This window comes from Nitrobacter winogradskyi, from assembly GCF_006539545.1.
Lineage (GTDB): Bacteria > Pseudomonadota > Alphaproteobacteria > Rhizobiales > Xanthobacteraceae > Nitrobacter > Nitrobacter winogradskyi_A.
Window position 1 is genome coordinate 108,982 of sequence record NZ_BJNF01000029.1, and the last position, 23,613, is coordinate 132,594.

The 23,613-nt window shown below is 60.7% G+C and carries 22 protein-coding genes and 1 pseudogene; 16 read left to right on the forward strand and 7 right to left on the reverse strand.

Translation table 11 applies throughout. The annotated features are described in order from the left end of the window. The first annotated feature begins 29 nt into the window (after window positions 1–29). The 7 genes and pseudogenes from NWI01_RS06740 to NWI01_RS20060 all read left to right on the forward strand — a co-directional run. Window positions 30–530 carry a redoxin domain-containing protein gene (locus NWI01_RS06740; protein ID WP_244613672.1) on the forward strand — a complete coding sequence of 167 codons (501 nt, stop codon included), beginning with the start codon at window positions 30–32 and terminating at the stop codon, window positions 528–530. Between the two features lie 38 nt (window positions 531–568). Continuing rightward, window positions 569–949 carry a TlpA disulfide reductase family protein gene (locus NWI01_RS06745; protein WP_244613673.1) on the forward strand — a complete coding sequence of 127 codons (381 nt, stop codon included), beginning with the start codon at window positions 569–571 and terminating at the stop codon, window positions 947–949. A gap of 218 nt (window positions 950–1,167) precedes the next feature. Continuing rightward, window positions 1,168–2,061, forward strand: coding sequence for a WD40/YVTN/BNR-like repeat-containing protein (locus NWI01_RS06750; RefSeq protein ID WP_210242949.1), 894 nt, complete (start codon window positions 1,168–1,170; stop codon window positions 2,059–2,061). Further along, complete coding sequence (locus NWI01_RS06755) at window positions 2,054–2,503, forward strand: c-type cytochrome (protein ID WP_141383127.1); 450 nt, start codon at window positions 2,054–2,056, stop codon at window positions 2,501–2,503. Before NWI01_RS06750 ends, NWI01_RS06755 begins: the two co-directional genes overlap by 8 nt. A 251-nt stretch (window positions 2,504–2,754) precedes the next feature. Then, on the forward strand, window positions 2,755–3,264 hold the full coding sequence (locus NWI01_RS06765; protein ID WP_181410401.1) for a copper chaperone PCu(A)C: 510 nt from the start codon (window positions 2,755–2,757) through the stop codon (window positions 3,262–3,264). 31 nt (window positions 3,265–3,295) lie between these two features. After that, window positions 3,296–3,637: a cytochrome c oxidase assembly protein gene (locus tag NWI01_RS20055; protein WP_253356581.1), complete on the forward strand. Its 342-nt coding sequence runs from the start codon at window positions 3,296–3,298 to the stop codon at window positions 3,635–3,637. A 61-nt stretch (window positions 3,638–3,698) separates the two neighbouring features. Then, window positions 3,699–4,097 (forward strand): annotated as a pseudogene (locus NWI01_RS20060) (cytochrome c oxidase assembly protein); the annotation flags it as partial. 401 nt (window positions 4,098–4,498) lie between these two features. Here the strand turns inward: NWI01_RS20060 and NWI01_RS06775 are convergent. Next, entirely contained in the window at window positions 4,499–4,984 is a 486-nt protein-coding gene (locus NWI01_RS06775; protein ID WP_141383130.1) for an ArsR/SmtB family transcription factor, read from the reverse strand. Between the two features lie 57 nt (window positions 4,985–5,041). Here NWI01_RS06775 and NWI01_RS06780 point away from each other — a divergent pair, with 57 nt between their 5' ends. From NWI01_RS06780 to NWI01_RS06785, 3 genes are all read left to right on the forward strand, one after another. Beyond that, window positions 5,042–5,743, forward strand: coding sequence for a cation transporter (locus NWI01_RS06780; RefSeq protein ID WP_244613674.1), 702 nt, complete (start codon window positions 5,042–5,044; stop codon window positions 5,741–5,743). Further along, a complete protein-coding gene (locus tag NWI01_RS19575) occupies window positions 5,716–5,934 on the forward strand; it encodes a hypothetical protein (RefSeq protein ID WP_244613675.1) in 219 nt (72 codons plus the stop codon). Before NWI01_RS06780 ends, NWI01_RS19575 begins: the two co-directional genes overlap by 28 nt. Window positions 5,935–6,124: 190 nt before the next feature. Next, the gene (locus NWI01_RS06785) at window positions 6,125–6,331 is read left to right on the forward strand and encodes a WGR domain-containing protein (protein WP_244613680.1); all 207 of its coding nucleotides are present in this window, start codon (window positions 6,125–6,127) and stop codon (window positions 6,329–6,331) included. On the opposite strand, the gene NWI01_RS06790 is transcribed toward NWI01_RS06785, so the two are convergent. Genes NWI01_RS06790 through NWI01_RS06800 form a run of 3 tightly spaced genes read right to left on the reverse strand, consistent with a single transcriptional unit; the run spans window position 6,295 to window position 11,429 of the window. Further along, window positions 6,295–9,492, reverse strand: a complete 3,198-nt coding sequence (locus NWI01_RS06790) for an efflux RND transporter permease subunit (protein ID WP_141383132.1) — start codon at window positions 9,490–9,492, stop codon at window positions 6,295–6,297. The two genes, NWI01_RS06785 and NWI01_RS06790, sit on opposite strands and share 37 nt — an antisense overlap. Window positions 9,493–9,500: 8 nt before the next feature. Continuing rightward, entirely contained in the window at window positions 9,501–10,655 is a 1,155-nt protein-coding gene (locus tag NWI01_RS06795) for an efflux RND transporter periplasmic adaptor subunit (RefSeq protein ID WP_141383133.1), read from the reverse strand. 45 nt (window positions 10,656–10,700) lie between these two features. Further along, entirely contained in the window at window positions 10,701–11,429 is a 729-nt protein-coding gene (locus NWI01_RS06800) for a cation transporter (protein ID WP_244613676.1), read from the reverse strand. A 64-nt stretch (window positions 11,430–11,493) separates the two neighbouring features. On the opposite strand from NWI01_RS06800, the gene NWI01_RS06805 reads away from it, so the two are divergent. From NWI01_RS06805 to NWI01_RS06825, 6 genes are all read left to right on the forward strand, one after another. Then, complete coding sequence (locus NWI01_RS06805) at window positions 11,494–11,907, forward strand: MerR family transcriptional regulator (protein WP_141383135.1); 414 nt, start codon at window positions 11,494–11,496, stop codon at window positions 11,905–11,907. Window positions 11,908–12,519: 612 nt separating this feature from the next. Further along, on the forward strand, window positions 12,520–13,116 hold the full coding sequence (locus NWI01_RS06810) for a DUF6338 family protein (protein WP_141383136.1): 597 nt from the start codon (window positions 12,520–12,522) through the stop codon (window positions 13,114–13,116). Between the two features lie 12 nt (window positions 13,117–13,128). Further along, window positions 13,129–13,311: a hypothetical protein gene (locus NWI01_RS06815; RefSeq protein WP_141383137.1), complete on the forward strand. Its 183-nt coding sequence runs from the start codon at window positions 13,129–13,131 to the stop codon at window positions 13,309–13,311. Between the two features lie 98 nt (window positions 13,312–13,409). Continuing rightward, window positions 13,410–16,505 carry a DEAD/DEAH box helicase gene (locus tag NWI01_RS06820; RefSeq protein ID WP_141383138.1) on the forward strand — a complete coding sequence of 1,032 codons (3,096 nt, stop codon included), beginning with the start codon at window positions 13,410–13,412 and terminating at the stop codon, window positions 16,503–16,505. A 13-nt stretch (window positions 16,506–16,518) separates the two neighbouring features. After that, window positions 16,519–16,698, forward strand: a complete 180-nt coding sequence (locus NWI01_RS20065) for a DUF2235 domain-containing protein (protein WP_253356583.1) — start codon at window positions 16,519–16,521, stop codon at window positions 16,696–16,698. Beyond that, window positions 16,671–17,630, forward strand: coding sequence for a phospholipase effector Tle1 domain-containing protein (locus NWI01_RS06825; protein ID WP_253356586.1), 960 nt, complete (start codon window positions 16,671–16,673; stop codon window positions 17,628–17,630). The genes NWI01_RS20065 and NWI01_RS06825 overlap by 28 nt, the downstream gene beginning before the upstream one ends. On the opposite strand, the gene NWI01_RS06830 is transcribed toward NWI01_RS06825, so the two are convergent. Genes NWI01_RS06830 through NWI01_RS06840 form a run of 3 tightly spaced genes read right to left on the reverse strand, consistent with a single transcriptional unit; the run spans window position 17,607 to window position 23,540 of the window. Next, the gene (locus NWI01_RS06830; RefSeq protein WP_141383139.1) at window positions 17,607–19,847 is read right to left on the reverse strand and encodes a DEAD/DEAH box helicase; all 2,241 of its coding nucleotides are present in this window, start codon (window positions 19,845–19,847) and stop codon (window positions 17,607–17,609) included. The genes NWI01_RS06825 and NWI01_RS06830 overlap by 24 nt on opposite strands. Continuing rightward, a complete protein-coding gene (locus NWI01_RS06835; RefSeq protein ID WP_141383140.1) occupies window positions 19,816–21,147 on the reverse strand; it encodes an ATP-binding protein in 1,332 nt (443 codons plus the stop codon). Before NWI01_RS06835 ends, NWI01_RS06830 begins: the two co-directional genes overlap by 32 nt. Next, on the reverse strand, window positions 21,144–23,540 hold the full coding sequence (locus tag NWI01_RS06840) for a TerB N-terminal domain-containing protein (RefSeq protein ID WP_141383141.1): 2,397 nt from the start codon (window positions 23,538–23,540) through the stop codon (window positions 21,144–21,146). Before NWI01_RS06840 ends, NWI01_RS06835 begins: the two co-directional genes overlap by 4 nt. Between the last annotated feature and the right edge of the window lie 73 nt (window positions 23,541–23,613).

Genomic DNA, 23,613 nt, shown 5'->3' on the forward strand with positions numbered 1-23,613 from the left:
CAAGACCTAGTTCCGTTGTTGGCGAAACGATGCCGTGGACGCGTCGGTTGATCCTCGTCGTCCCTCTGATTGGGTTCCTGGGCCTCGCGCTCGCGCTTGCCTGGGGCATGTCGCGCAATCCGACGGCGATCCCGTCTGCGCTGATCGGGAAGGCCGTGCCACAGTTCAGCCTGCCGCCGGTCAAGGGACGCACACTGGGGCTGTCGAGCGCCGACCTCAACGGCCAAGTCTCGCTCATAAATGTTTTTGCCTCGTGGTGCGTCGCATGCCGCGAGGAACACCCGGTATTGATGCAAATGAAAGCCGATAACGTCGTGCCCATTCGCGGTCTCAGCTACAAGGACCTGCCTGATAACGCGGCGCGCTGGCTCAACACGATGGGCGATCCCTACACGCGCACGGGCGCCGATATGGATGGCCGCGTGGCGATCGATTGGGGGTGTCTACGGCGTGCCCGAGACCTTCGTGGTCACCAAGGACGGCCGCATTGCGTACAAGCAAATCTGCGCGGTGATGCCGAAAACTCTTGATGAAAAAATCTCCCGTTGATCCGAAAGCTGCAACGGCAATGACACGAACAAAAGAACAAAATTCCCGACGCATCCGCTGCCGGATCGCCATAATCGCGGCGATTGCTGCGGTTTCGACGACGGCCGCTGCGAAGCCTCTGGAAGAGAAGATCATTCTGCGTGACAAGCCGAAGCCCGTTCAAGCGTTCCAGTTTGTGGACGGAGAAGGAAAGTCGCGCGGCCTTTCGGATTTCCACGGCAAATCCGTTCTCCTCAACATCTGGACGACCTGGTGCGTCCCGTGCCGCAAGGAGATGCCGGCGCTCGACCGTCTGCAGGCCGCCTTGGGCGGGCCCAATTTCCAGGTGGTGCCGCTGTCGATCGACCGCGGCGGAGCGAATGTGGTGCGCAACTTCTTCGATCGGGATCAAGACGCTTGAAATATATCGACGTTTCGGGAGTCCCGACGCGCAAGCTGAGCGTCGTCGGGCTTCCGACCACGCTCATTATCGATCGCGAGGGTCGTGAAATCGGCCGGCTCATCGGACCCGCGGAGTGGGACGAGCCCGCAAATATAGAGTTCGTCGCCCGATGAGCGGGAAGCAGGCCACCGCCGCCGAAGTGCCGCCGCTTAACGGGAGCCCTTCGAATTGATCACTTGCGTGAGGACAAAACTGAAATGAGCCGCCTTGATCGGTTTGCGCGTGGCTTCGGCGCAGCGACGGTGTTGATCGCGCTGCTCTTTGGCATTGGGGCGGCACCAGCCGCCGCGGAGAAGTCGGCGCAAGGACGCGTTGTTGCGCTCGCCTACGATTCCCACTCGGACGCTTTGCTGAAGGCGTATCCGCACGCACTCTACCGAAGCGACGATGGCGGAAAGAGCTGGCGGAAAATTGCGGTCCCCGCTGTGGAAGATGGCGAGATCGCCAGCTTAGCGGACTCTCCGGCGATCAAGGGGGTAATGTATATCGCCGGCCGAGGTCTCGGCGTGCTCTTGACGGATGACAGAGGCAAGACCTGGGTCGAACGCAACGACGGACTTCCAAACCGCGCCGTCATTTCGATTGCCGCACATACCACACAGCCAGAAACGGTCTACGCTGTCGTACAGGACAGCGGCGTCTATCGTAGCCAGGACGGCGGCAAAAGCTGGCGCTTAATGGATCGCAGCTCCCAAGGCGGGATACACCAGCTGATCCACTCCAATATGGCCGGAAGCATGCAGACCGGCTGGCTGTTTGCCGCGACGCCAAAGGGCGTTCGGCGAGTCATGGATTGCTTCTGCTTGTGGCAGGACGCCGGAGCACTCGGCAGCCCTGCGCGCAGTGTCGCTTTTGACCCGCGACAGCCGGCGCACATTTTTGTCGCCACCGAGAAGGGACTCTTTCGCAGCGCTGACGGCGGCGAAAATTGGACTCAGATGAAGTCTCCAAACTCCAAGATTTCTGCGCTCGCGTTTGCTCCGTCCGGGATTCTTTACGCCATAACCGAAGACGGCGCCCTGTTCCAGAGCGCGGATCAAGGCGACGCCTGGAACCAGGTGAATGCATAAGCTCATGATTGGCGCGATGATCGCTGCGGCAGGTCACATTGCAATAGCCCGGGCGGCAGACGATTTGCCGCCGCTCGATCCTCACGTCGTCAACTTCGGCCGCGAGGTTTACCAGCAGTATTGCGCCTCGTGTCATGGCGCCAAAGCAGAGGGGACACCGAACTGGCAAAAGCGTGACGAGCGTGGAGAACTCCCCGCCCCTCCGCACAATGAGGAAGGGCACACGTGGCGGCACTCAGATGCAATGCTCTACGACATGATCAGCAAAGGTCTGCGCGATCCGTTCAACAAGACCACACGGTTGACCATGCCTGCCTTCGCCGACGTGCTCTCGCCCGAGCAAATCCGTGCCGTCATCACGTATCTGAAGACGCTTTGGACTCCGGAACAACGCCAATTTCAAGCAGAGGAAAGCCGTAGCCAATCACCGATGAAGCCGTAGCTGGGTGGTGGTCGGTTTCGGTCACAGGGGAATGGAAGATCAAATCATGAAGTGCGCGAAAGCATCCCGATGAAACTCCGGTTCAAGCCGCTCATAGCTGTAATGCTCGCGCTTACGGGAGCGAGCGCCGTTGCGGCGGGGCTTGCGTTGTTCGTATCGGAGCCGGCGCTGGTCGTCACCACATCGGGCGACATCGGCGGGCCGTTTACGCTGGTTTCGACCAGAGCGCGCGAAGTCGTAGGGAGATGTTAATGAGGCTCGCAGGTCATTGGATTGCAGCCGTCTTGATCGCGTTCGTTGTGAGTGGTCATGCGCAAGCGCAAACGTCTGCCCCGAGCACGATTCGTGTGGAGAATGCCTGGGCGCGGGCCACGCCTGCGCGGGCGAAAACGGGCGCAGCCTATGTGACCGTGATCAACGATGGCAGCTCCGCGGATAGCTTGTTGAGCGCAACGACGCCATTGGCGCAAAAAGTCCAATTTCATAGGGAAACCGAAGATAACGGCATCTCGCGCATGCGCGAACTGCGCACCGTGGAAATCGATCGCGGAGCAAAAGTTATCTTCAAGCCGGGAGACATGCACATGATGATGGTCGGACTGAAACAACCGCTGAAGGAAGGCGAGACGTTTCCGCTTACTCTGACCTTCGAAAAAGCCGGCAAGATCGACGTGACGGTTTCCGTGGCGAAGGTCGGCGCCATGCAATCCGGCGATATGAAATCAATGATGCACGGAGCGGGCGGCCCAACGAAGAAATAACCTTATCGAAACCGACCTGCGAAAGACCGGAATGAGCCCAACGCGCCGCAAGAATCTCAAGATCATAGTCCCGTGCATTGCCGTCATCGGCATCATGCTCGGCCTCGTTGCTTATTCGCCGACGCTCTACCGGCTGTTCTGCGCGGCCACAGGCTATGGAGGCACAACGCAACGGACGGCCTCCGGCTCGGATGCGGGATCGCAGCGGATGATCACGGTGCGGTTCGACGCAAATGTCGCTCCGGGCTTGCCGTGGCGCTTTGAGCCGGAGCAGAATGAGGTGAAGGTCCGGCTGGGAGAAACAAACTCGTGTTTTTCTCGGCCGAGAACTTCGGCGATCAAGCGATCGTCGGTCACGCGACCTTCAACGTGACGCCGGGAACTGCTGGCATCTTTTCAACAAGATCCGGTGTTTCTGCTTCGACGAGGAGCGGCTGGACGCGCGCCAAAAGGTCGATATGCCGGTCGTGTTCTTTGTCGATCCGGCTCTGGCGACCGACCGAGACACGCGGGACATCAATACGAATACGCTTTCTTACACGTTCTTCCGCTCAACGAACCCCGGCAACGCGAAAGACTTGTCCCGGTTCGTCGCAAGCGCCGAACCCAATCCGGTGCGGGGGCAGCAGCTCTTCAGTGAAACATGCGCCGCCTGCCATGGGCTCGACAAGAATAAGGCAGGCCCGAACCTCGCTGGCGTCTTTGAACGGAAGGCGGGATCGGCTGCCCGATACAAGTACTCTTCGGCATTGGCGCAATCGGGCATCCACTGGTCCGCTGACAATCTCGATCGGTGGCTTACCAATCCGCGCAAATTCATTGCTGGGGTAAGAATGCCGGCCCGCGTTCCGAACGCTTCGGCTCGGCGGGACATCATCGCCTTTCTGAAGCAGGAAAGCCTGGCGCGAACGCGGCCGTGGTCGGCATTCTCGGCGCCGCCCTCTACAACCCGGTCTGGACGAGTGCAGTCCTCACGCCACGCGATTTTGCCCTGGCGCTTGCCGGAGTTCTCCATCCCGTCGGCAATCCGATACGAGCTATTCGAGCCACCAGAAAATCGATGGATGCGCAGAGTCGAAAACGGTGCGAACGCCGACGCAACGCCTCAACTGCTGGCAAAAGACTGGCGTGGCTCCGTCAGAGCTCGCTACCATTTCGGTGTCGCGCGCTAAAGCTCCGACTCCCGGTCTGCTTTTGGAGGAAAGGCTTTACCGAGGTCGTTCTTACGAACGCCTCAAGCCGGCATCTCAGGCGCGTGATGGTTCAAACGGGAGCAGGTGGGGGCCCGGTCGGCGCCTCTGACGTCGTAAGAACTAAATTGCCTTTGCCGCGAGCTGGAGCGTCCGGTAGAGCAAGCTGCGACGACAAGCGCGCCTCGCCATGGCAAAGGCAATGCGCGTGGTGAACAACCCCGCTTTCCTCTGCTCGTTACAACGGTGTAGTTCTGGCACGGAGTAATACCTTGCGCTGTATCCTTCAGTAGATCGTCGGCAAGCGCCAGTAAGTGAGCAATTCGGGGGTCGCTCAGGCGGTAGTGGACGAAGCGCCCGAGTTGCTCGCCCGTAGCGAGGCCACACTCGCTCAGACAGCGCAGATGGTTTGAAGCGTTAGGCTGAGTAAGCCCGGTCGCCGCGACGATCTCTCCGACGGCCAGTGTTCTCCGCGTGGAGCGTTCAGGATTGAGAGGATGATATCTTTCTCGGTAAGGAAAGATGGTCATGAATGTAACGGCTTCGACGGACAAGCCTCAAGGACAGCGCGATATCGCGTCACCGGCATGGACTGCGCCTCGTGTGCCGCCGAGATTGAGAAAGCGGTTCGGTCGGTCGGCGTGGATGGCGTGGATAATGTGAAGGTCTCGACGGCCACCCAGATCATGACCCTGCATACCGTCACGGCGCGGTTGCGGGAGGTTGAACGGGCTGTGAACGGGATCGGCTACAAGCTCGAGCGGCTGGACCGACCAGAGGCGGAGACCGGAGACGATGACGACGATTTGCCAAAAGACTTGTCCCACATCACCTCGGCCTACAAGCGGGCGCTCTGGATCGTTGTGCTACTCAACGTAGGTTATGGCGTGGTGGAGATGGTCGGGGGCTTTATCTCGGGGTCGCAGGCCTTGAAAGCCGATGCGCTCGACTTCGCTGGCGACGGTCTGATTACCTTACTCGGCCTGCTGGCGGTCGGCTGGAGTCTGCTCTGGCGCGCCCGGTCGGCGCTTATTCAGGGCCTGTTCCTCGGTGCGCTCGGGCTGGGCGTCGTCGTCCCGACGGCCTACCGGGTGCTTGTTCTGAAACAGCCCGAGGCAGAGTTGATGGGCCTGTTCGGCGTGATCGCATTGGTGTTCAACGTGGCGGCGGCGCTCGTGCTGATCCCGCATCGGAGGGGGATGCGAACGTGCGCGCTGTCTGGCTGTTCTCGCGCAACGACGCTATTGGCAACGCTGCGGTCGTGGCTGCGGCCGGTCTGGTCGCATTGACCGGCACCGCATGGCCTGATCTGGTCGTGGCGTTCGTGATCGCCGTTGATTGTTCTGGATGCGAGGGCCGATTTGCGGGAGGCTGCGTGAACGGTCGCCGCATCGGTATAGTCTCCGCTATGGTGGCGTTCGCTCTCGATCACGGCACGAAGGCGCTCGCCCTGAACGCCTCGCGCTCGCCAGGGCGTTGAAGTCCTGCCGGTTTCTGAATTCGTTCTCGTACCCAATCAGGGGGGCAACAACGCCGCTAGGCCTTGGCTCGTCTTGAAGCCGCCGAACCGCATCGCGAGATCGCCCGCACGTTCAATATTGCTCGCAGCACGATAGCGAGACTCGCCAATGGCCGCTGAATTGCTTTATCGGATCGATGCTGATCGCAACATGGCAACCTTCTATAAGCTCGATGTAGAGCCTACGTTGTTTGGTGAATGGGCTTTCGTCGGAGAGAGAGGTCGCATTGGCCGTGCTGACACGTTCGCAGCACACTATGATACTGTCGCCGCCGGTCAGGTTGCGCGTTCCAAGCAAATCCAACTCAAAGAGCATCGGGGCTACTCTGCTGCGTGGCGCAGTGTCGTCTCATCTTGAGCAGCGTCCGTCTGATTGCTTTGGCCGAATCGCGCGAACAGTGCTGGCAGTACAAACAATGTCAGCAGAGTCGCGCTAATCAGCCCGCCGATCACGACCGTGGCGATCGGACGCTGGACCTCGGCGCCCGTGCCCGTTGCCAACGCCATCGGCACGAAGCCCAGCGATGCGACCAGTGCCGTCATGCTTACCGGACGCAAACGGGTTAAGGCACCCTCGCTTATCGCTTCAAGCTTCCCGTAGCCCCGTGCCATCAGTTGTTTGATGTAAGTAAGCATGACCAGACCGTTTAGAACGGCGATGCCGGATAAGGCGATAAAACCCACTGCCGCCGAGATCGAAAACGGCAAGCCGCGCAGCCAGAGCGCCAAAACGCCGCCTGTCAGCGCCAGCGGCACGGCGCTGAATACCAGCAACGCATCGCGCGCCGAGCCCAGGGCGCCCATGAGCAGAAGAAAAATCAGCACGAAGCATGCCGGCACCACCAGTAAGAGCCTCTGCCGCGCCGCGATCAGGTTTTCAAATTGTCCGCCCCAGGTCATCCAGTAGCCGGCCGGTAGCTTCACCTGCGCTTCAATTTTCGCCTGCGCCTCGTTTACGACAGAGGCGATATCCCGGTCGCGCATATTGGCGGTTACGACGATCCGTCGCTTGCCGTTCTCGCGGCTGATCATATTTGGACCTTCACCCAGACTCAAGGCTGCCAGTTCACCGAGTGGTACTGTTGAGGCAGCATTCCCGGCGCCGGGCAGCGCAACCGGCAGAGCGCGGATCGCGTCTAAGTCATTGCGTTTGGACTCCGCCAAGCGCACCACTATTTCAAAGTAGCGGTCTCCGTGGAATACCACGCCGGCATCCCGGCCGCCTATCGCCGTGCCGATGACATCCTGCACGGCCGCCAGGTTCAAGCCGCGGCGAGCGATAGCTGCCTTATCCACGCTGATCTCGAGAACCGAAAGGCCGCCCGCCTGCTCGACTTTGACGTCAGCTGCCCCTTTCGTGCTGCGCAGGATCTCCGCGACCTGGTTGGCCGCGCGCAACAACGGCTCGAACTCTTCGCCGAAAACTTTAACGGCTATATCGCCTCTGACGCCGGCCAGCAGCTCGTTGAAGCGCATCTGGATCGGCTGGGTGAATTCATAATTGTTGCCGGGCAGTTCACGCGCTTTGGCTTCGATTTGCTCGAGCAGCTCGGCCTTGGACAAGTTCGCGTCGGGCCACTGCGAGCGCGGCTTGAGAATGACGAACGTATCGGATTGGTTGGGGGGCATCGGGTCGGACGCAATTTCGGCCGTGCCGGTCTTCGAGAACACCAGGGCCACCTCGGGCAGGACGCCGATCTTCCGCTCAAGTTCGAGCTGCATCGCCTGCGCCTGCCCAAGGCTTGCGCTGGGAATGCGAATGGCCGTCAGGAGGACGTTTTTTTCGTCCAGCGTGGGGATGAACTCCTGGCCCAAGCGCAAAAACAGAAAGATGGCGGCGACAGACAAGGCGAGCGCGCCGGCAAGCGATGGGAGGGGTCGCCTAAGGACGCTGGCCAGTGCGGGCCGGTAGACGGCCTTTAATCGCCGCATAGCGACGTTGTCGCCTTCGCTCACGCGTCCTGTAATGCATATCGCAAGCAAAGCCGGGACGAAGGTCAGCGAGAGCACGAAAGCCGCCATAAGCGCCAGAATGACGGTCAGCGCCATCGGCTCGAACATCTTGGCCTCCATCCCGCTGAAGGTCAGGAGCGGCACGTAAACCAAGATGATGATGGCCTGGCCGTAGACGCTGGGCCCGATCATCTCCTCAGCGGCTTCCTGTACGGCTTGCAGCCGGTCCGCAATAGTAAGGCCTCGTCCGGCGGCATGCTGCTTTTCAGCCAAATGCCGTAAGGTGTTTTCCGTGATAATCACTGCACCATCAACGATAAGTCCGAAATCGAGCGCGCCGAGGCTCATCAGGTTGGCGCTCACGCGTGCCTGGAGCATACCCGCCGCGGTCATCAGCATTGTCAGCGGGATCACCAGCGCCGTGATGAAAGCCGCGCGGAAATTGCCGAGCATGGCAAACAGCACCATGATCACCAGCAGGGCGCCTTCTCCGAGGTTAGTGGCGACGGTTTCTACCGTCTCCTCAACCAGCTGGGTCCGATCGAGGACGGTCTGTATCTGAATGCCGGGCGGCAAAGTCCGACGAACCAAGTTCATCCGGGCATCGACTGCCTTGGCAACGATGCGGCTGTTGCTGCCGATCAGCATCAATGCCGTGCCGACCACTACTTCACGGCCGTTTTCGCTGGCGCTGCCGGTCCTGATCTCCCCTCCGACTGCTACTTGCGCGACGTCGCGGATATAAATCGGCACGCCTCCACGCGTGCTGACCACCACTGCGCCGATATCAGAAAGGCTTTCGAGCCGGCCGCCTGTCCGGACCACAATGCCCTCGCCGTTCCGCTCAATCACGCTGGCGCCACGGCTGGCATTGTTGGCCTCGAGCGCCTTGCCCACTTCGGCGAAGGACAGCCCGAAAGCGATGAGTTTCATTGGGTCGGGCTGGACTTGATACTGCTTGACATATCCTCCAATGGAATCGACGCCGGCGACGCCCGGCACGCTCTTGATCTGCGGCTTTACGATCCAATCCTGGACCGTGCGCAAGTAGGCGGAGCGCTCTAGCTCGCTTGTGAGTTGGGCGCCTTCCGGCGTGAAATAGGGGCTTTCTTTCAGCGCCTCGGCTGTGAACATTACGGACCACATGTAGATTTCGCCGAGGCCTGTGGCTACTGGCCCCATTTTGGGATCGACGCCAGGCGGCAGCCGAGGCCGTAGCTCGAGCAGCCTTTCATTCACCTGCTGGCGCGCGAAGTAGATATCGGTTTTTTCCGAGAAAACCGCAGTAACCTGGGAAAAGCCATTGCGCGAGATCGAGCGGGTGTTCTCAAGGCCTGGAATCCCGGCAAGAGCGGTTTCGATCCGGAAGGTCACCTGCTTTTCTATTTCCGCCGGCGACAACGCCAGGGCCGTCGTATTGACCTGCACCTGGTTATTGGTGATGTCCGGCACGGCATCGATCGGCAGGCTCGCCATCGACCAGACACCCAGCGCGATGATGGCAAAGCCCGCCAAAACGACCAGCCAACGCTTCCGGATGGAGAAGGCGAGAACGCGGCTAATCACGTTCGCTCTCAATCGTCATGGTCGATCTCGGCTTTGCCGAGCTCGGACTTGAGCGTGAACGTGTTGAAGGTTGCGACCCGTTCCCCCGCGGTCAGGCCCGAAAAGATTTCCGCCATCCGCCCATCGCGGCGGCCGACGCTGACCTTGCGTGCTTCAAAGCCTTCCTTGTTGCGCACGAACACCACGGGCTCGCCTTTGATTGATTGCAATGCTGTGACCGGTACGACCAAGTCGGCCCGCTGCTGATCGATCGGAATATCTGCCGTGACGAAGGCACCAGGCCGCCACCTACCGGCGGCGTTGTCGACCGAGGCAATGACTCGGGCCGCTCGCGTGTCTTTGTCCAGCAATGGACTGATAAACATGATGGTGGCCGGCGCGGGTTCAGCACCCGTGCCGGCGCTGATCGTGATCTGCTGGCCTTCTTGGATGTTGGCTAGTTGGCTCGTTGGGATGGCTAGATCCGCCCACATCACGCCGAGGTCTGCGATGACATACAGCTCGCTTTCCTGGCCTTCGCGGCCGACCAGCGAGCCAATCTCCACGCGGCGTTCCGCGATGCGGCCACTGATAGGCGCGCGCAGCTCCTGCAAGCGGAGGGTTTCGACAGGCTGTTGAGGCAGGGCCTCGATTTGCTCAGCATTGAGGTTCAGGGCGAACAGCTTTTGGCGGGCTGTTTCAAACTTGACGCGCGCATCCTCAAAGGTGGTACGCTCCCGCAGATAATTGTTTTCGCTAAGCACCTTGCCCTCGAATAGCTTGGTGGCGCGGTTGAACAGGGTTTGCTGCAGGTCGAAGACCAGGCGCGCCGCCAAATATTCACTATTTGCATCGGCGACCTCGCGGCTCTCAATCACCGCCACGACCTCGCCCGCTTCCACGCTGTCGCCCAAGCGCTTGCGTAGCTCCCGGACCGTGCCGAGCAACTTCACGGCTACGCGGGCGATGCGATCGCCGCTCGGGATGATCGAACCCGGCACCTTGATGCGCTTGCTCAGATCGCCAGGATGCGCGTCGTGGACCCCAAAGCGGCCGGCCTCGACCTGTTCGTCTGAGAGCTTGACCGTGGCGTTTGCTGAGTCCGCGTCTTTCTCTTCATGCGCGACGGCAGAGAAGCACAGCCCGAGCGTCAGCACGACAACGACTGGAAACAGCCGGATCATTGCAATGGTCCTTGGCGGCCCTCGGTCGGCCGTCGCTGCGGCGACTTAGCCGCGCATTCCGATATCTTTGAGCGCAATGCGCGGTTGGGCTGAATTTTGGCTGTACTCCGCCCGGGCTTGCCGCAGGATCTGCGCCGAAGACATCAGGAAGATACCCACCATGAAGCCGGCAACGGCGAGGTCAGGCCAGGGGCTTGCCGTACCCCAGACCGCAACGGCCGCCCCTATCACCACGACGTTGCCGATCGCGTCATTGCGCGAGCACAGCCAGACCGAGCGCACGTTGGCGTCGCCGTCCTTGTAGCGCATCAGCAGCAACACAGATGAAAGGTTGGCGGCAAGTGCAAGGAAGCCGATTGCGCCCATCAGGTCGGCCCGCGGAAGCCCCAGCATGAGCGTTTGATAGACGGTTGAGCCGAACACCCACAGCGACATGGCGCTCAGCGACATCCCCTTGAACAACGCAGCGACAGCGCGGGTTTTCAGGCTAGCGCCAATGACAGCCAGGCTGAGGCCATAGGTGACGGTATCGGCAAGGAAGTCGAGCGCGTCGGCTTGCAGAGCCTGCGAGCCGGCGACTTGGCCGGCGAACATCTCAGCCAGGAACATCAGGCCATTGATGCCGATCACGGTCCACAGCACCCGCTTGTAGCGCGGGTCTATGCCATCAAACAGCGGCAAGTCGCCTGAACAACAGCTTTCCGCGCACCCGGCAGCAGCGAGCGCGATGTGTTCTTTGAGGTGGTGGCTTGAGCCGCAACACTGATCGGACATCGGAGGCTTTCCCATTTTCTCGAAAGAGGCTACAACCTCTAGCGACTAGAGGTTCAAGCGAAAAATGGATGTATCGATAGGAGAACTGTCGCGGCAAACCGGCGTGAAGGTGCCAACCATCCGCTATTACGAGCAGGTAGGTCTACTTCCAGCTCCTGTCCGCACTGAAGGCAAGCAGCGACGCTATGGTCCTGGCGACATTATGCGGCTCAATTTTATCAAACATGGCCGCGAGCTGGGTTTCGAAGTCAATGATATTCGGGAGCTTCTTGCCTTGAGCGCCCAGCCTGAACGCCCTTGCGAGAACGCCGACAGGATTACCCGACGCCATCTGACCGCGGTCGATCAACGAATTGCGCAGCTGGCCGCGCTGCAGGCTGAACTGACGCGCATGCTTGGCTCTTGTAGCGGCGGCTGCGTGGCAGATTGCCAGATCCTTGAAAGCCTGAGCACGCCAACCGGCGAGAAGGTTCCATAAGATACATTATGCGAATTTAAATTCTTCAATTTGTACAATATGTTGTGGCGTTCGGCCTATTTCGAGTCTGCTTCAGTCTATTTTGAGTCCCGCGTTTAGATTTTGAGTCCCGCAGGCCCCACTTGTGAGGCACTTAGGGTCCAGTCTGGCGGTTTGTATTTGTCCAATGACGGGCACGCGTCTCCGATAGCAACAAGGCTGGCATTTTCGCAAGATGGCTGCAATTCAGTCCTGAATCGCGCCGCCTCAGAGGATGACGATTTCGAAGAACGGCACGACGGTGAAAAACCGGTGCAAGACGCCGATACCGACTAGACTTTTGTTCCCCTTACGTTTCGTATGGTCGCTCGGGTATATTGAAACCGCAGATTGATTTTGCTTTTGTGATTGCGAGCGCGCCGCTCGATTTCGCGACGGCAGACCTCTTCGACGTCTCCCGAGAATTATCAAATCGCCGCGCGGGTTCCTGATGTGATCAGATCGCCATGCGGAGAGAGTGAAAAGACAGAACGAACGTATCGTGAATCAATCACGGACGAGCATTCACGCTATGAAGTTCATGCGGTTCTGCGCAGCCCATTCGGCAAAGAATCAAGGCAGTGATGGTGAGAAATGCCGGACCTAAAGAACATCGAGTCGATCTATCTGGTTCTCGGTTTCGTCGTGCCGGGGATGATCGTCGCCTATGTCCGCGCCCAATTCTTGACCGGCCGCATCCGAACGTTGAGCGAGAACGTTCTCGCCTACATAGTGCTGACGGTCCTCTATTACGGCGTCGCCGCCCCGTTCGTGGAGTTTGTCCTCACATTCCGCGAGCCCGGCCGCCCGAAGATCTTCGCATGGCTCGGACTGATCATCGTCCTGCCGGCGTTCGTCGGTCTGGTTCTTGGAATTCTCGGACAGAACGAGTTCTTCCGAAGATTCCTGCAGTTGTGCAGGACCAACCCCATTCACGCCACGCCATCCGCCTGGGACTACACGTTCGCCAAGATCCGAGGCGACCAATTCATCATGGTCATTCTTTCGGACGGCGCGACCGTCTCCGGCATCTTCGGCAGTCAGTCGTTTGCATCTTCGGACCCGGCTGAACGCGATCTGCTCATCCAGGAGGTCTACGACGAGGAATGCGGCTCCTGGACGAAGCGTACCGAACAAACCGCCATCCTCATTCCCGCGAAAGAGATCAAGCACGTCCAGATCTGGACATAAAAGGAGTCCGACATGACCCGCACCAACGATGGATACAAGCCGCCTACTCCTCCCAACATCAGCAACAAGGGCTATCAGCCCTCGTCGATCCATCAGCCGCTCAAGCCGCAAGGCGGGCACCAGCCGACTGGCGGCTCAAGCCCCAAGGTGCCGACGACCGGAAGCGGCGTGAAGCCGCCGCCTTCGAAACCGTGATCGGTCCAAGAATTCCCGCTGCCTATGAGTGATGGCGCAGCGGGCGCCAGTCCGAGGCCTCGCAGAAAGCTTGCTTATCGAATTTCAGGGACGAGAACATGTCTTTCCGAGGATTGTTCGTTGGCATCGACCGCTATGAATCGCCGACGATCAGCGATCTGAGTTGTGCGCGGCGCGATGCCACCACGCTGGACGCGCTGTTCGCCGATACACTCGGCGGGGCGTCCCGGCTGTTGACGGAAGACCAAGCCACGCGAGCGAACATCGAAGCTGAGTTCGCTGCCTTGGCCGGCTGCGATCCCGAGGACACGGTGGTGATCGGCTTTTCCGGGCACGGTTCCGAAACCCACGAACTCATCCCGTTCGACGCCGACCCCGCGAACCTCGGCACGACGGCGATCCCGCTCGATCTGCTTCAGGATTGTTTCACGCGGATTCCCGCAAAGCGGCTGGTGTTCTTTCTCGACTGCTGTTTTTCCGGCGGGTTGGGCTCGAAGGTGCTGCAGACGGAGGTCAAGCCGCGTGATCTGAGGTCGGCCGAGGCGAAGTTGGAAAGCATTGCCGGCAACGGCCGGCTGATCTTCACGGCATCGCGCGCCGACCAACCGGCTTTCGAGAACACCAAGCAGGGACACGGCTTCCTCACATTGTATCTGATCGAGGCACTGAGGGGCGCCGAGGAAGTCGTCCAGGCGGCGCGTATTCCGATATACCGCCTGCTCGAACACGTCTCCGCGCGCGTAGCGTCGGCGGCAGCGCAGTTCGGACTGCAGCAGCACCCGACGATGAAGGGCAACATCGATGGCGATCTGCATTGGCCGGTCTTCATTGAAGGTCCCCGCTTCGCCGCTGCCTTTCCGGATCGCCGCAATGTGACGGTGACGAGCGAATTGGGAAGCCTGGCGGCCGCAGGTTTTCCCGAGCAACTGATCGCTTCCTGGGCGACCGCCATCCCGTCGCTCAATTCGCTGCAGGTTACGGCGATCAACGAGTATGGCATTCTGAAAGGCGATCATCTTGTCGTCTCCGCTCCCACGTCGAGCGGAAAGACCATGGTCGGCGAGCTTGCAGCACTCCGCACCGTGCTTGATCGCCGGCGCGCGATCTTCCTGTTGCCGCTGAAAGCTCTCGTTGCGGACAAGCGGAGACATTTCAACGCCGTCTACGGTCCATTCGGGATCCGGACCATCGAAGCGACAGGAGAGACGGACGACATTTCGCCAATCCTGCGGGGCAAATACGATATCGCTCTTCTGACCTACGAAAAATTTGCGGCGATTGCCCTCACCTTCCCGCACGTGCTCGCCGGCGCCGGCGTGATCGTCGTCGACGAAGCCCAGATGATCGCGGACAAGGGTCGAGGCGCCAACCTCGAATTTCTGCTGACCCTGATCCGAATGCGTCGGCGCGAAGGCATAGAGCCTCAGACGATCGCGCTGTCCGCCGTCATTGGCGACACCAATGGCCTCGAAAGCTGGCTCGGTGGCCGATTACTTAGGCAGACCGAACGACCGGTTCCTCTCGACGAAGGCGTCCTGCGGGGAGACGGCACGTTCCGTTTTATCGATTCCACCAACGGTCAGGAGAAGATCGAGGGCCCGATCATTCGTCAGGAATACCGCAAAGGATCGAGCCAGGATTGGGTCGTACCGTTGGTTAGACATCTGGTCGGCCAAGGCCAGCAGGTCATCGTCTTCAGGGAAGTGAAGGGAGAAGCGCGAGGCACGGCGGGATATCTAGCCGAGTCAATCGGGCTTCCTCCTGCCCGCACCGCCATGGATCGGCTGCCGATTGCCGACGCGTCTTTGGCAAATCAGGATCTCCGCAAAGCCATGGCGGGAGGCGTGGCTTTTCACCACGCCGACCTCACGCCGGAGGAACGCCGGGTCGTCGAGGAGGAGTTTCGCCGTCCTAATTCAGGCCTCCGCGTGATCGCGGCGACAACGACGCTCGCGATGGGTGTGAACACGCCTGCCTCGTCCGTCGTGATCGTCGGACTTATGCACCCTGTTGACCAGCCATATTCGGTTGCCGAATACAAGAACCTCGTCGGACGTGCAGGTCGCCTGGGATTTTCGGAAAAAGGATCTTCCTACATTTTGGCCACGGACGGTCATGCCGAATACGGGTATTGGAGCAACTACGTCACCAAGACTCCGGAAGACCTCGCCTCCAGGTTTCTGGACGACACCACGGATGCGAGGTCCCTCATCGTGCGGGTCGTGACCTCCTTAAGCAGGCTGAATCCGAAAGGGGTCGGCAGCGAAGCCATCGTCGAGTTTCTGGAGGCCAGCTTCGGAGCATTCCAGGCCGCAAGGACGCGTTCCGGCTGGAATTGGGACAGGAACGATCTGCTCACGGCCCTTCAGGATCTTGAGCGCAATGGGCTGCTCTTGCAGGCAGAAGGCCTTTATACTCTCACGGATCTGGGTCGCTTGGCCGGCGAGAGCGCCACTGAAGTCACATCGATCGTCCGCCTGGTCGAATGTTTGCGGAAGATACCGGCCAACCAATTGACCGATCCGAATCTCATCGCGGCGACTCAGATCACCTCCGAACTGGACGACTTGGGTTTTCCGATCAACAAGAAGTCGACTCAGAAAGAGCCCCAGGCCTGGATCGGCGAACTTCGGCCCCAAGTTTCCGGCGCGGTGCTCAATGCTTTCCAGAGAGAACTCATCGACAATCACACCGCAACAATCCGCGCGAAGAAATCCGTTTCGTGCCTGATGTTCGTCTCCGGCCGCCCTATGTCCAAGATCGAAAAGATTATCGGGCAATTCGGTGGTGCGTTCGGCGGCGCATCCGGACCGATCAGAAGCGTCGCAAATCGCACGTCGGACCTGGTGACGACCACCGCAAAGGTGGCGCAGATACTTCATCCGGATCTTGATCTGGGCGATCGGGTCGGCAAGCTGGTGCTGCGCCTGACCCACGGCATTCCGGGTGCCGCGACCGATCTCGCGCGGGAGTGCGGATCCGAACTTCTCCGCGGGGAATACTGCGCGCTTGTGAATGCGAACGTGTGCGAGGCCGAGGCCATCGAGGCGGCCTCGGACGCAGCTATTCTCGACTGCGTGGGCGGCAACAGAGAGAAATTGTCGGCGATACGTGACGCGGCCGCTGCGATGAAGCGTCGAAAGCAGGCGATGATGATCCTCGCTGCGCCGATCCTCGAACCCTACGTCGCATGATCGGAGGTCCAGCGTGCCCAAGAATATCGTGATCTTCTCGGACGGGACCGGCCAGGACGGCGGCGCCCGTCCGGAGCAGCGCATTTCCAACATCTACAAGATGTACCGGATTTCGCGCGACCACGCCGAGAGCGGACCTCGCCGGTTCGTATCGTCCAGAAGCTCATGGGATCCGTCACCGGTGCGGGCATAAAGCGCAACATCGCGGACTGCTACGAATTCATCATCAACCATTATGAGGAAGGCGACAGGATATTTCTGTTCGGGTTCAGCCGAGGTGCCTACACGGTCCGCAGTCTCGCCAATCTGCTGATGCTCTGCGGCGTACCGACAAAGATGCCGGACGGGCCTTTGCACCGATACCGCAAGGCAGTTAAAGACATCGCATGGGAGGCCGTGGACACCGTCCTTGAACACGGCGCAGGCCATCCGCGGGAAGACTTCGAGGGTGAGCGCCTAGAGCTCGCCCGCCGTTTCCAGACCAAATACGGCTCTGGCGACGGGACTGACGCCAACGCCGCAGCCTACTTCGTGGGTGTGTTCGATACCGTTGCCGCACTCGGCGCAGCAGGCGGCCGTCGAGTCGCGATCCAGGCCGGCCTGACGCTCGCCGTCGCCGCAGCGGCGTTTCTGGCGTCGTTGGTGCCGGCGGCGATCGTGGGCATCATCACCGCGATCATCAGCGATGCCGGTCTTCTCCGGGGCTTCATCGTGCCCGCCTGGTTCGTCACGCATATCGCGATGATCGCCGCCGTGGTCTGGTTCTGGAAACATCAGACGGCGACGTTGCGGAAGCCGATCTACGACTTTCCCAACAAGGGCGATACGCCGCGCTCCCACATCGCCGAATGGACGGGAAAGAATTTTGACCGCCTTCTCAGCAAGCACGTGAGGTTCTCACGTTCCGCAAACGCCATCGACGAGACGCGCAAGGACTTCCAGCGCGTGGGCTGGGGCGGCACGGAGCCTCCGGTCCACCCGCCGACGCCAGGCGTTCCACGCCTCATCCAGATGTGGTTCGCCGGCAATCATTCCGACATCGGCGGATCATATCCGGAGCCGGAGTCGGTATCTTATTCTGTGATTAGCCGGGGAACCAAATCAATCCAGAGAACGCGCACATGATGCGATCGCGCCGACCGCCATTTTATTCTGTTGCGCCCACAATCTTCGGGCGAGGTGTTCCGGCACGGCCTCGCGGAATTTTCCGATCTTGATGTTGGCTACGAATTCCGCGACGGCTGCCGGATCTAAATCGTGCATCGCCCCCAGCGTCGCCAAGATGGGCCGCAACTCGGTCTCATTGATCTTGGAGACCGACACGCCCAAGTCGTGCACGCCGGAGGCGAGACCCGCCATCGCAAGGGCCGCGCTGAAAACGGCAGTCACCTGCGAGCCCCTCCAAAGGAACGCGTGCATGTCCCGGTCTTCGGAGACGAGCGAGCGGCGGTCGAGACGCAATAACCGGAAGGTCGCCCTTCCCTCCGCCAACAATTCTTTTGCTTTCTCGTCAAGATAAGATGGCACGTCGTCTGCCAGATAGACCGCTCGCATCTCGGCGATCAGGCGATCGTGGGCGGGCTCGCCGGCAGACGGCTCGAACCGCGGCACGACGCCGCCTGGATGAGCCGCAACGACCAAAGTCTTCGTCTGCTCGTCAAGATCATGAATGATCCATCGTTGGCCGGCGAACACGACGAGGCCGTCCTTGTGGACGGGGTATGTGATCGGCAGCGTTCCCAAGGTCCGGCCCCCGACCGTCAATCGCCACTCCTCGCCCGACTCGAAGACGGCGAAGAAGCTGCGCGACTGGACGGTCTTTTCGCCTTCCTGCGCCAGCATCAGGGTGCCATCCGGAGCCTGCTCGATGAAGCGGACCTCCTTGGCCGCGAGGTGCCTTAACAGGTTCGCAAAGTCAGAAGCACCGACCGATGAAAACGGACCGCGCCCGCAAAGCAGATCGAATAGCGGCTTAGGCCGCACGCCGCCACGCTCCGTGATCACTGACAGGATCTGATGGATCAGCGTGGATGCGATTTCTGGAGCGGCACCCGCCTCTTCTACGAATTCCTGCAGCAGAAGCCGGACCACGGCGACCGACCTGATCGTGTTCGGTCGGAGCCTGTCCATGATTCCGGATTTCTGCGTGATTTCCGGCTCTCTCAGATAGATACGCAGAACGGACGGCGTCCCTCGGCGCCTGCCCGTCCGCCCCAACCTCTGCCGCAGCGAAGCCAGTGACCGCGGAGCGCCAATCTGCGCCACCGACTTCACCGATCCGATGTCGACCCCGAGCTCAAGCGTGGACGTGCAGACTGCCGTCGTCGGGAGCTTCCCATCCTTCAGACGCTCTTCGAGTTCTTCGCGCAGAACCTTCGATAGGCTTCCATGATGCGGATAGAATTCGTTCGGAACGTTGGACTTCTCGGACCTGAGCCGAAGCCGGTCAGCGGCGGATTCGACAGTCCGGCGCGATCCACCGAAGACGAGATTGTTCTCGCCCCGCAGTGTCGCGAATAGGTGGTCGGCAATGTAGTCTAGCGCGATCCTATGAGGTACGTCTTCTACCCCCTTCACGCCGCCTTCGGCATGGTCCGGGTCATCGAGATCCGGAGGCTCGACATATCCCCTGATCTGGAGGCGGAGCTCGGGGGCATCCGATTTGGCTTTGAGTATCTCGACGTGCTGCGGATCTGTAGGTCGAAGCCACGCGGCGGCCTGGTCGAGATCGCCGATTGTCGCGGACAGTCCGACTCGCCGGGCGGGCCGGTCCGACATCGCATCTATACGGCGCAGCAGACTGGCGACGTGGAGGCCACGCGGACCCTGCAGGAACGCGTGAACTTCGTCGATGACGATGAACTCGGCGGACGACAGCAGGCGCCTTGCATCGGCCGGCCGGCGCACCAGCATCGCCTCGATCGACTCCGGCGTGATCAGGGCGATGCCATCAGGCTTCGCCATGGCCTTCTTCTTCTCGGCCTGGGGCGCGTCGCCATGCCATTTGACGACCGGAATCTCCATGCTGTCGCAGAGTTCTTCGAGGCGTCGAAACTGGTCGTTAATGAGCGCCTTCAGCGGGCTGATGTAGAGGACGGAGAACCCCGACGCCTTTCGTTCGGCGGTCGAGGTTAGTATAGGCAGAAAAGCAGCTTCGGTCTTCCCTGCAGCCGTAGACGCCGCGATCAGAACGTCGCGATCGCTTTCGAGGACGGCGACGATCGTCCGCGCCTGGATCTCGCGAAGCTCGTCCCATCCCTGATCGCGGATCCAGCGACGGATTTTCGGATGAAGCCGGTGATAAGCGGCTTCAAGCCCCGATGCGGAGGCTTGTGAGCTCATCGCCGTCTCCGATCTGCTGATCGCCGTCCGGGGCAGTCTCCTCGTCGGCGTGCTGGTCCGCCGAGACCTGCACCAGCCCCAGAAGGTCCTGCCACTTCGCGCCCGGGTTCTGTTCGAGAACGGAGAGCATCTGCACGAAGGCCCTGACCGTCGTCCGCGGCGTCCGGAAGTAGGCCTCTCCGATCGTCTGGTCGCAATGCTCCATAAACGCCGGCAGCGCCTCGTCCGGCACCAGGTTCTTCGACGGGTCGCCGGCGGCGAAGACCATCCGGATGTTCGACAGGAGAACCAGAAGATCTTCCGGGGTCAGGCTTTGAAGCTTCATGACGGGCCCCGAGTTATTGATCAGCCCTCCGACCGCGAAACGGTTCTCCGCCAGGCGGGATTGCAGGGCTTCGTAGCTGTAAAGTCCTCGCCTGGTGTCCATGAGAAACTCAGGCGTTCCGCACATCACGAACCCGATGTTCGACGTGTTGCCCTGCAGGGAGTCGTTCACGATGCGAAGTATCTGCTCGAAATTCTGATTTCGTGCCTGGGAGTTCTGGAGCTTGTAGATGTTGACCATCTCGTCGAACATCACGAGCAGCCCGGCATAGCCGGCCACCTTGGTCAGAGAGGCAAGCGACTTCAACGAGTCGTACACGTTGTCGTCGTCGATGATGTTCCTGACACCGAGAAGCTGACGCGCCTCCGTCTTTGTCGAGAATTCGCCTCGCAGCCAACGAAGCGCTGCGAGCTTGAGCTCTTCGTTCGAGGTCTCGCTGCCCCGCCAATAAGCGTTCAGAACCGTCGCAAAGTCGTAACCGCCGACGAATTCCTGGATCGGCGCCAACTTCTCGTCGATGACGTTCTCGACCGAAACCTGACGCTCGCCCGCTTCCTTGACCGCGTCGGTGACCAGGCGCTCTACGATCGCCGCAAGGGCTCCCCCTTCCGGCTTGGTCCGGGTCGCCATGTTCCGGACAGCCTCAGAATAGAGCGACCTCGCCTGGCCGCCGCTGGCGTGGATGCGTCTGTCAGGCGCGAGGTCCGCATGCACGGTGACACATTTGCGCTCCAGCGCTATCAGCCGGATGAGGTTCGCGAAGAACGTCTTGCCGGCACCGTACTCGCCTATCACGAACCTGACCGCGGCCCCGCCGTCGGCGATCCGATCGACGTCGCGCAGCAGCGCGCCGATCTCGGCGGCTCGGCCAACCTGGATGTGCGCTAGTCCGAGGCGCGGCACGACCCCGGCGCTCAGTGCCTGGATGATCGTGTCCCGCTCCTTCGGCTTTATCGTCTTGGAGGCCTTGCTCATGCGGTCTCTCTCAGTTCGGACAGCCGCGCCCGCAGGTGCGGTGCCATCACGATTTCATCTCCATCTTCGAGCAACGCTTCATCAAAGCGATCGAACGACCAATCGTTGATGCGCTCGAGGGCGCCCTCCGCCAGCAGCTTCATCGCGCGTGCCCGCTCCTCAAATTCCAGTTTCGGGACCGTGCCTTTGATCTCAATGAGTTCAACCAGCTCGGTGTGCGACTGATCCAGCCCTTCGAAGGCTGATGAGTTTGCAGCGGCGGCGACAGGCGTCTCGACGGGCGCGGGCGCCGTCTCTTCCTCGAATATGTTCGCCAATAGTTCGGAAACCTCCGCCGTTTCCCGCTGCGCGCGCGCAAGGCGTTCGGCGTCGATCCTGATGCGCAGGACGGCGTCCGGCTTGGAGACTGGCGCTTCCTTGGGAATGGGAATGCCAGCCTGCCGCTGTTCGACCGAGATGGCGACCGGCTCATCGGACGGCGACACCTCCTTGTGCAATTCGGAGTAGACCCGCTCCTTCGGAAGCCCCAAGGCCTTGTGAAGCTTCTCGAGGAACCGAACTTCGTCGGGCTGGACGGTCCCGTTGCCGCCGACGATGGCCACGGCGGCTTTCGCGATCGCTTCCCTCTCCGCAGCGGTCCTCTCGGCCAACCGCTTCAGGACTTTCGCCTGCTTCGGGGGACTATTGAAAATCGTGACGGCGAACGAGATCAGCCTCGCCCGTTCGACACCGCCAAGGTCCGCGCCTTCCTTGATGTCGGCGATGACGCGCTGCATCTCCCCACCGGACGCCTCGCCGCCCGCTGCGGCTGCGAGAACGGCAACCTCGACCTGCGCCTTCGTCGAGCGGTAAGCGGGCCGTTCCGGATCCACCGGGCCACCCCGGGGGGCGTTGAAAAGAAACACCTGGTCGTCCGGCTGGGGAACGCCTCCCCCATAACGCCGGTCCGGTTCGATCGCGATGTCCAGGCGGTCCAGTACCTGTCCAAGCTGATCAGCAGCTGCCGGCGACAGCTTTCCGCCTTCGGGCAGATCGAAATTGGCCAGTTGCAGCACAGTGTCCATCTTCGTGCTGGCTAGTTGCTTGCTGCCCATGATCTCGGAAAGCCGCTTTCCGAACTCGCGCAGCGCCTCGAAGCCGGTCTCGGCCAAAAGGTCTTCCGGAAGCAAGAGTGCGGCCTGGACGGAATTCCGGGCTTCCGGACGTCGGCCCAGCAAACGGCTGAACCCATCGAGTTCGTCGGTACATTCCTGCAACAGCTGCCTCAACGGTTCGAGGGAAGTCTTCACCTTCGTAACGTCCGGATAATCGCGGTGCGGCCCGTCGACCGATACCTCGAATGCACCGCTTGCAGCGCGATAGGTCAAGTCGACGTTGCCTGATGTCGCGACCCTGAGCCCCTCCGGAAACCAGCTCCGGAAACGGAGATGCCACAAGGGCACGAATTCGTCGAAGCACCGGACCGCCGCGGTCCGAAGATACACGTCCGGAAGGGCGAGAACCCAGATGAGCGCGTCTTCGGACAGTATCGTGGCCGACTGCGCCAGTCTTCGACCGAGGTGCAGGAGAACGGGAGGGCTTTCGATTGAGTAAGACCGGTCGGACGAAGGCTCCGGAACGGGAAGCGGCAGTCCGGCCGCGCAACGTGCATATTCTAGGAAGTGCTGCGCGTAGCCCCGGAACGAGCCGTTATCGCCGTAGACGGCCAGCAACCTGTCCACCTCCGCTATCACGGCGGGCGTGCTCGCCACATCCCGATCCACAAAGACCCGGTGCTCCAAACCGTAGAAATATAGGAATACGTGTCCGATGCCGTACGGATTGGCCTGCCTGCCGGTCGCCATCCACTCCAGAAACGCCCGCCGGGCGGCCGGTGCGACGTCGGCATAAGACGGCCAGTAAGGCATCGAAGCGCCATCGACATCTGGCTTGGCTGACTTGGCCGAAAGCTGGGGATTCACGACGTATTCGTCGATCTCCCGGTCCTCGAAAGAGATGCCGGTGCCGAGATAGAACAGTCCTCCAGCAATCGTTGCGCCTTGGACGGTGATCGTCTCGGTTGGAAGAATCCACCTCGCATTGCCCGGCCCCGCGGCAGACCTCGTCCGAGATCCGAAGTGGACTCGGGGCTCGACGTATCCGCGCTCGGCCGGAAGCTGGATTTGCAGCTGTCCTACAGCGACTGGCCGCTCAACGGCGGTCGACTTTCGGCTTTCCAGCTTCGAGAAAAAATACCACAAAATCAGCAGCAGTCCCGCGATTGTGCCGAACACCGCGATCGTTGCTACGTTCTCGACAATGAACCGGTAAAGCGCGCTCAAGGCCGCAAAAACTAGACCCAGCACAACCAGCAGTCCCGTTCCTGCCGCAGACCCGCCCTTGCGCCGCCCCATAAGCCTTCAGTCCATCTGCCTCCGGATCGTTGTCGATCTGGCTGACACTCCTGCGACACCCTGAAAGAAAGCA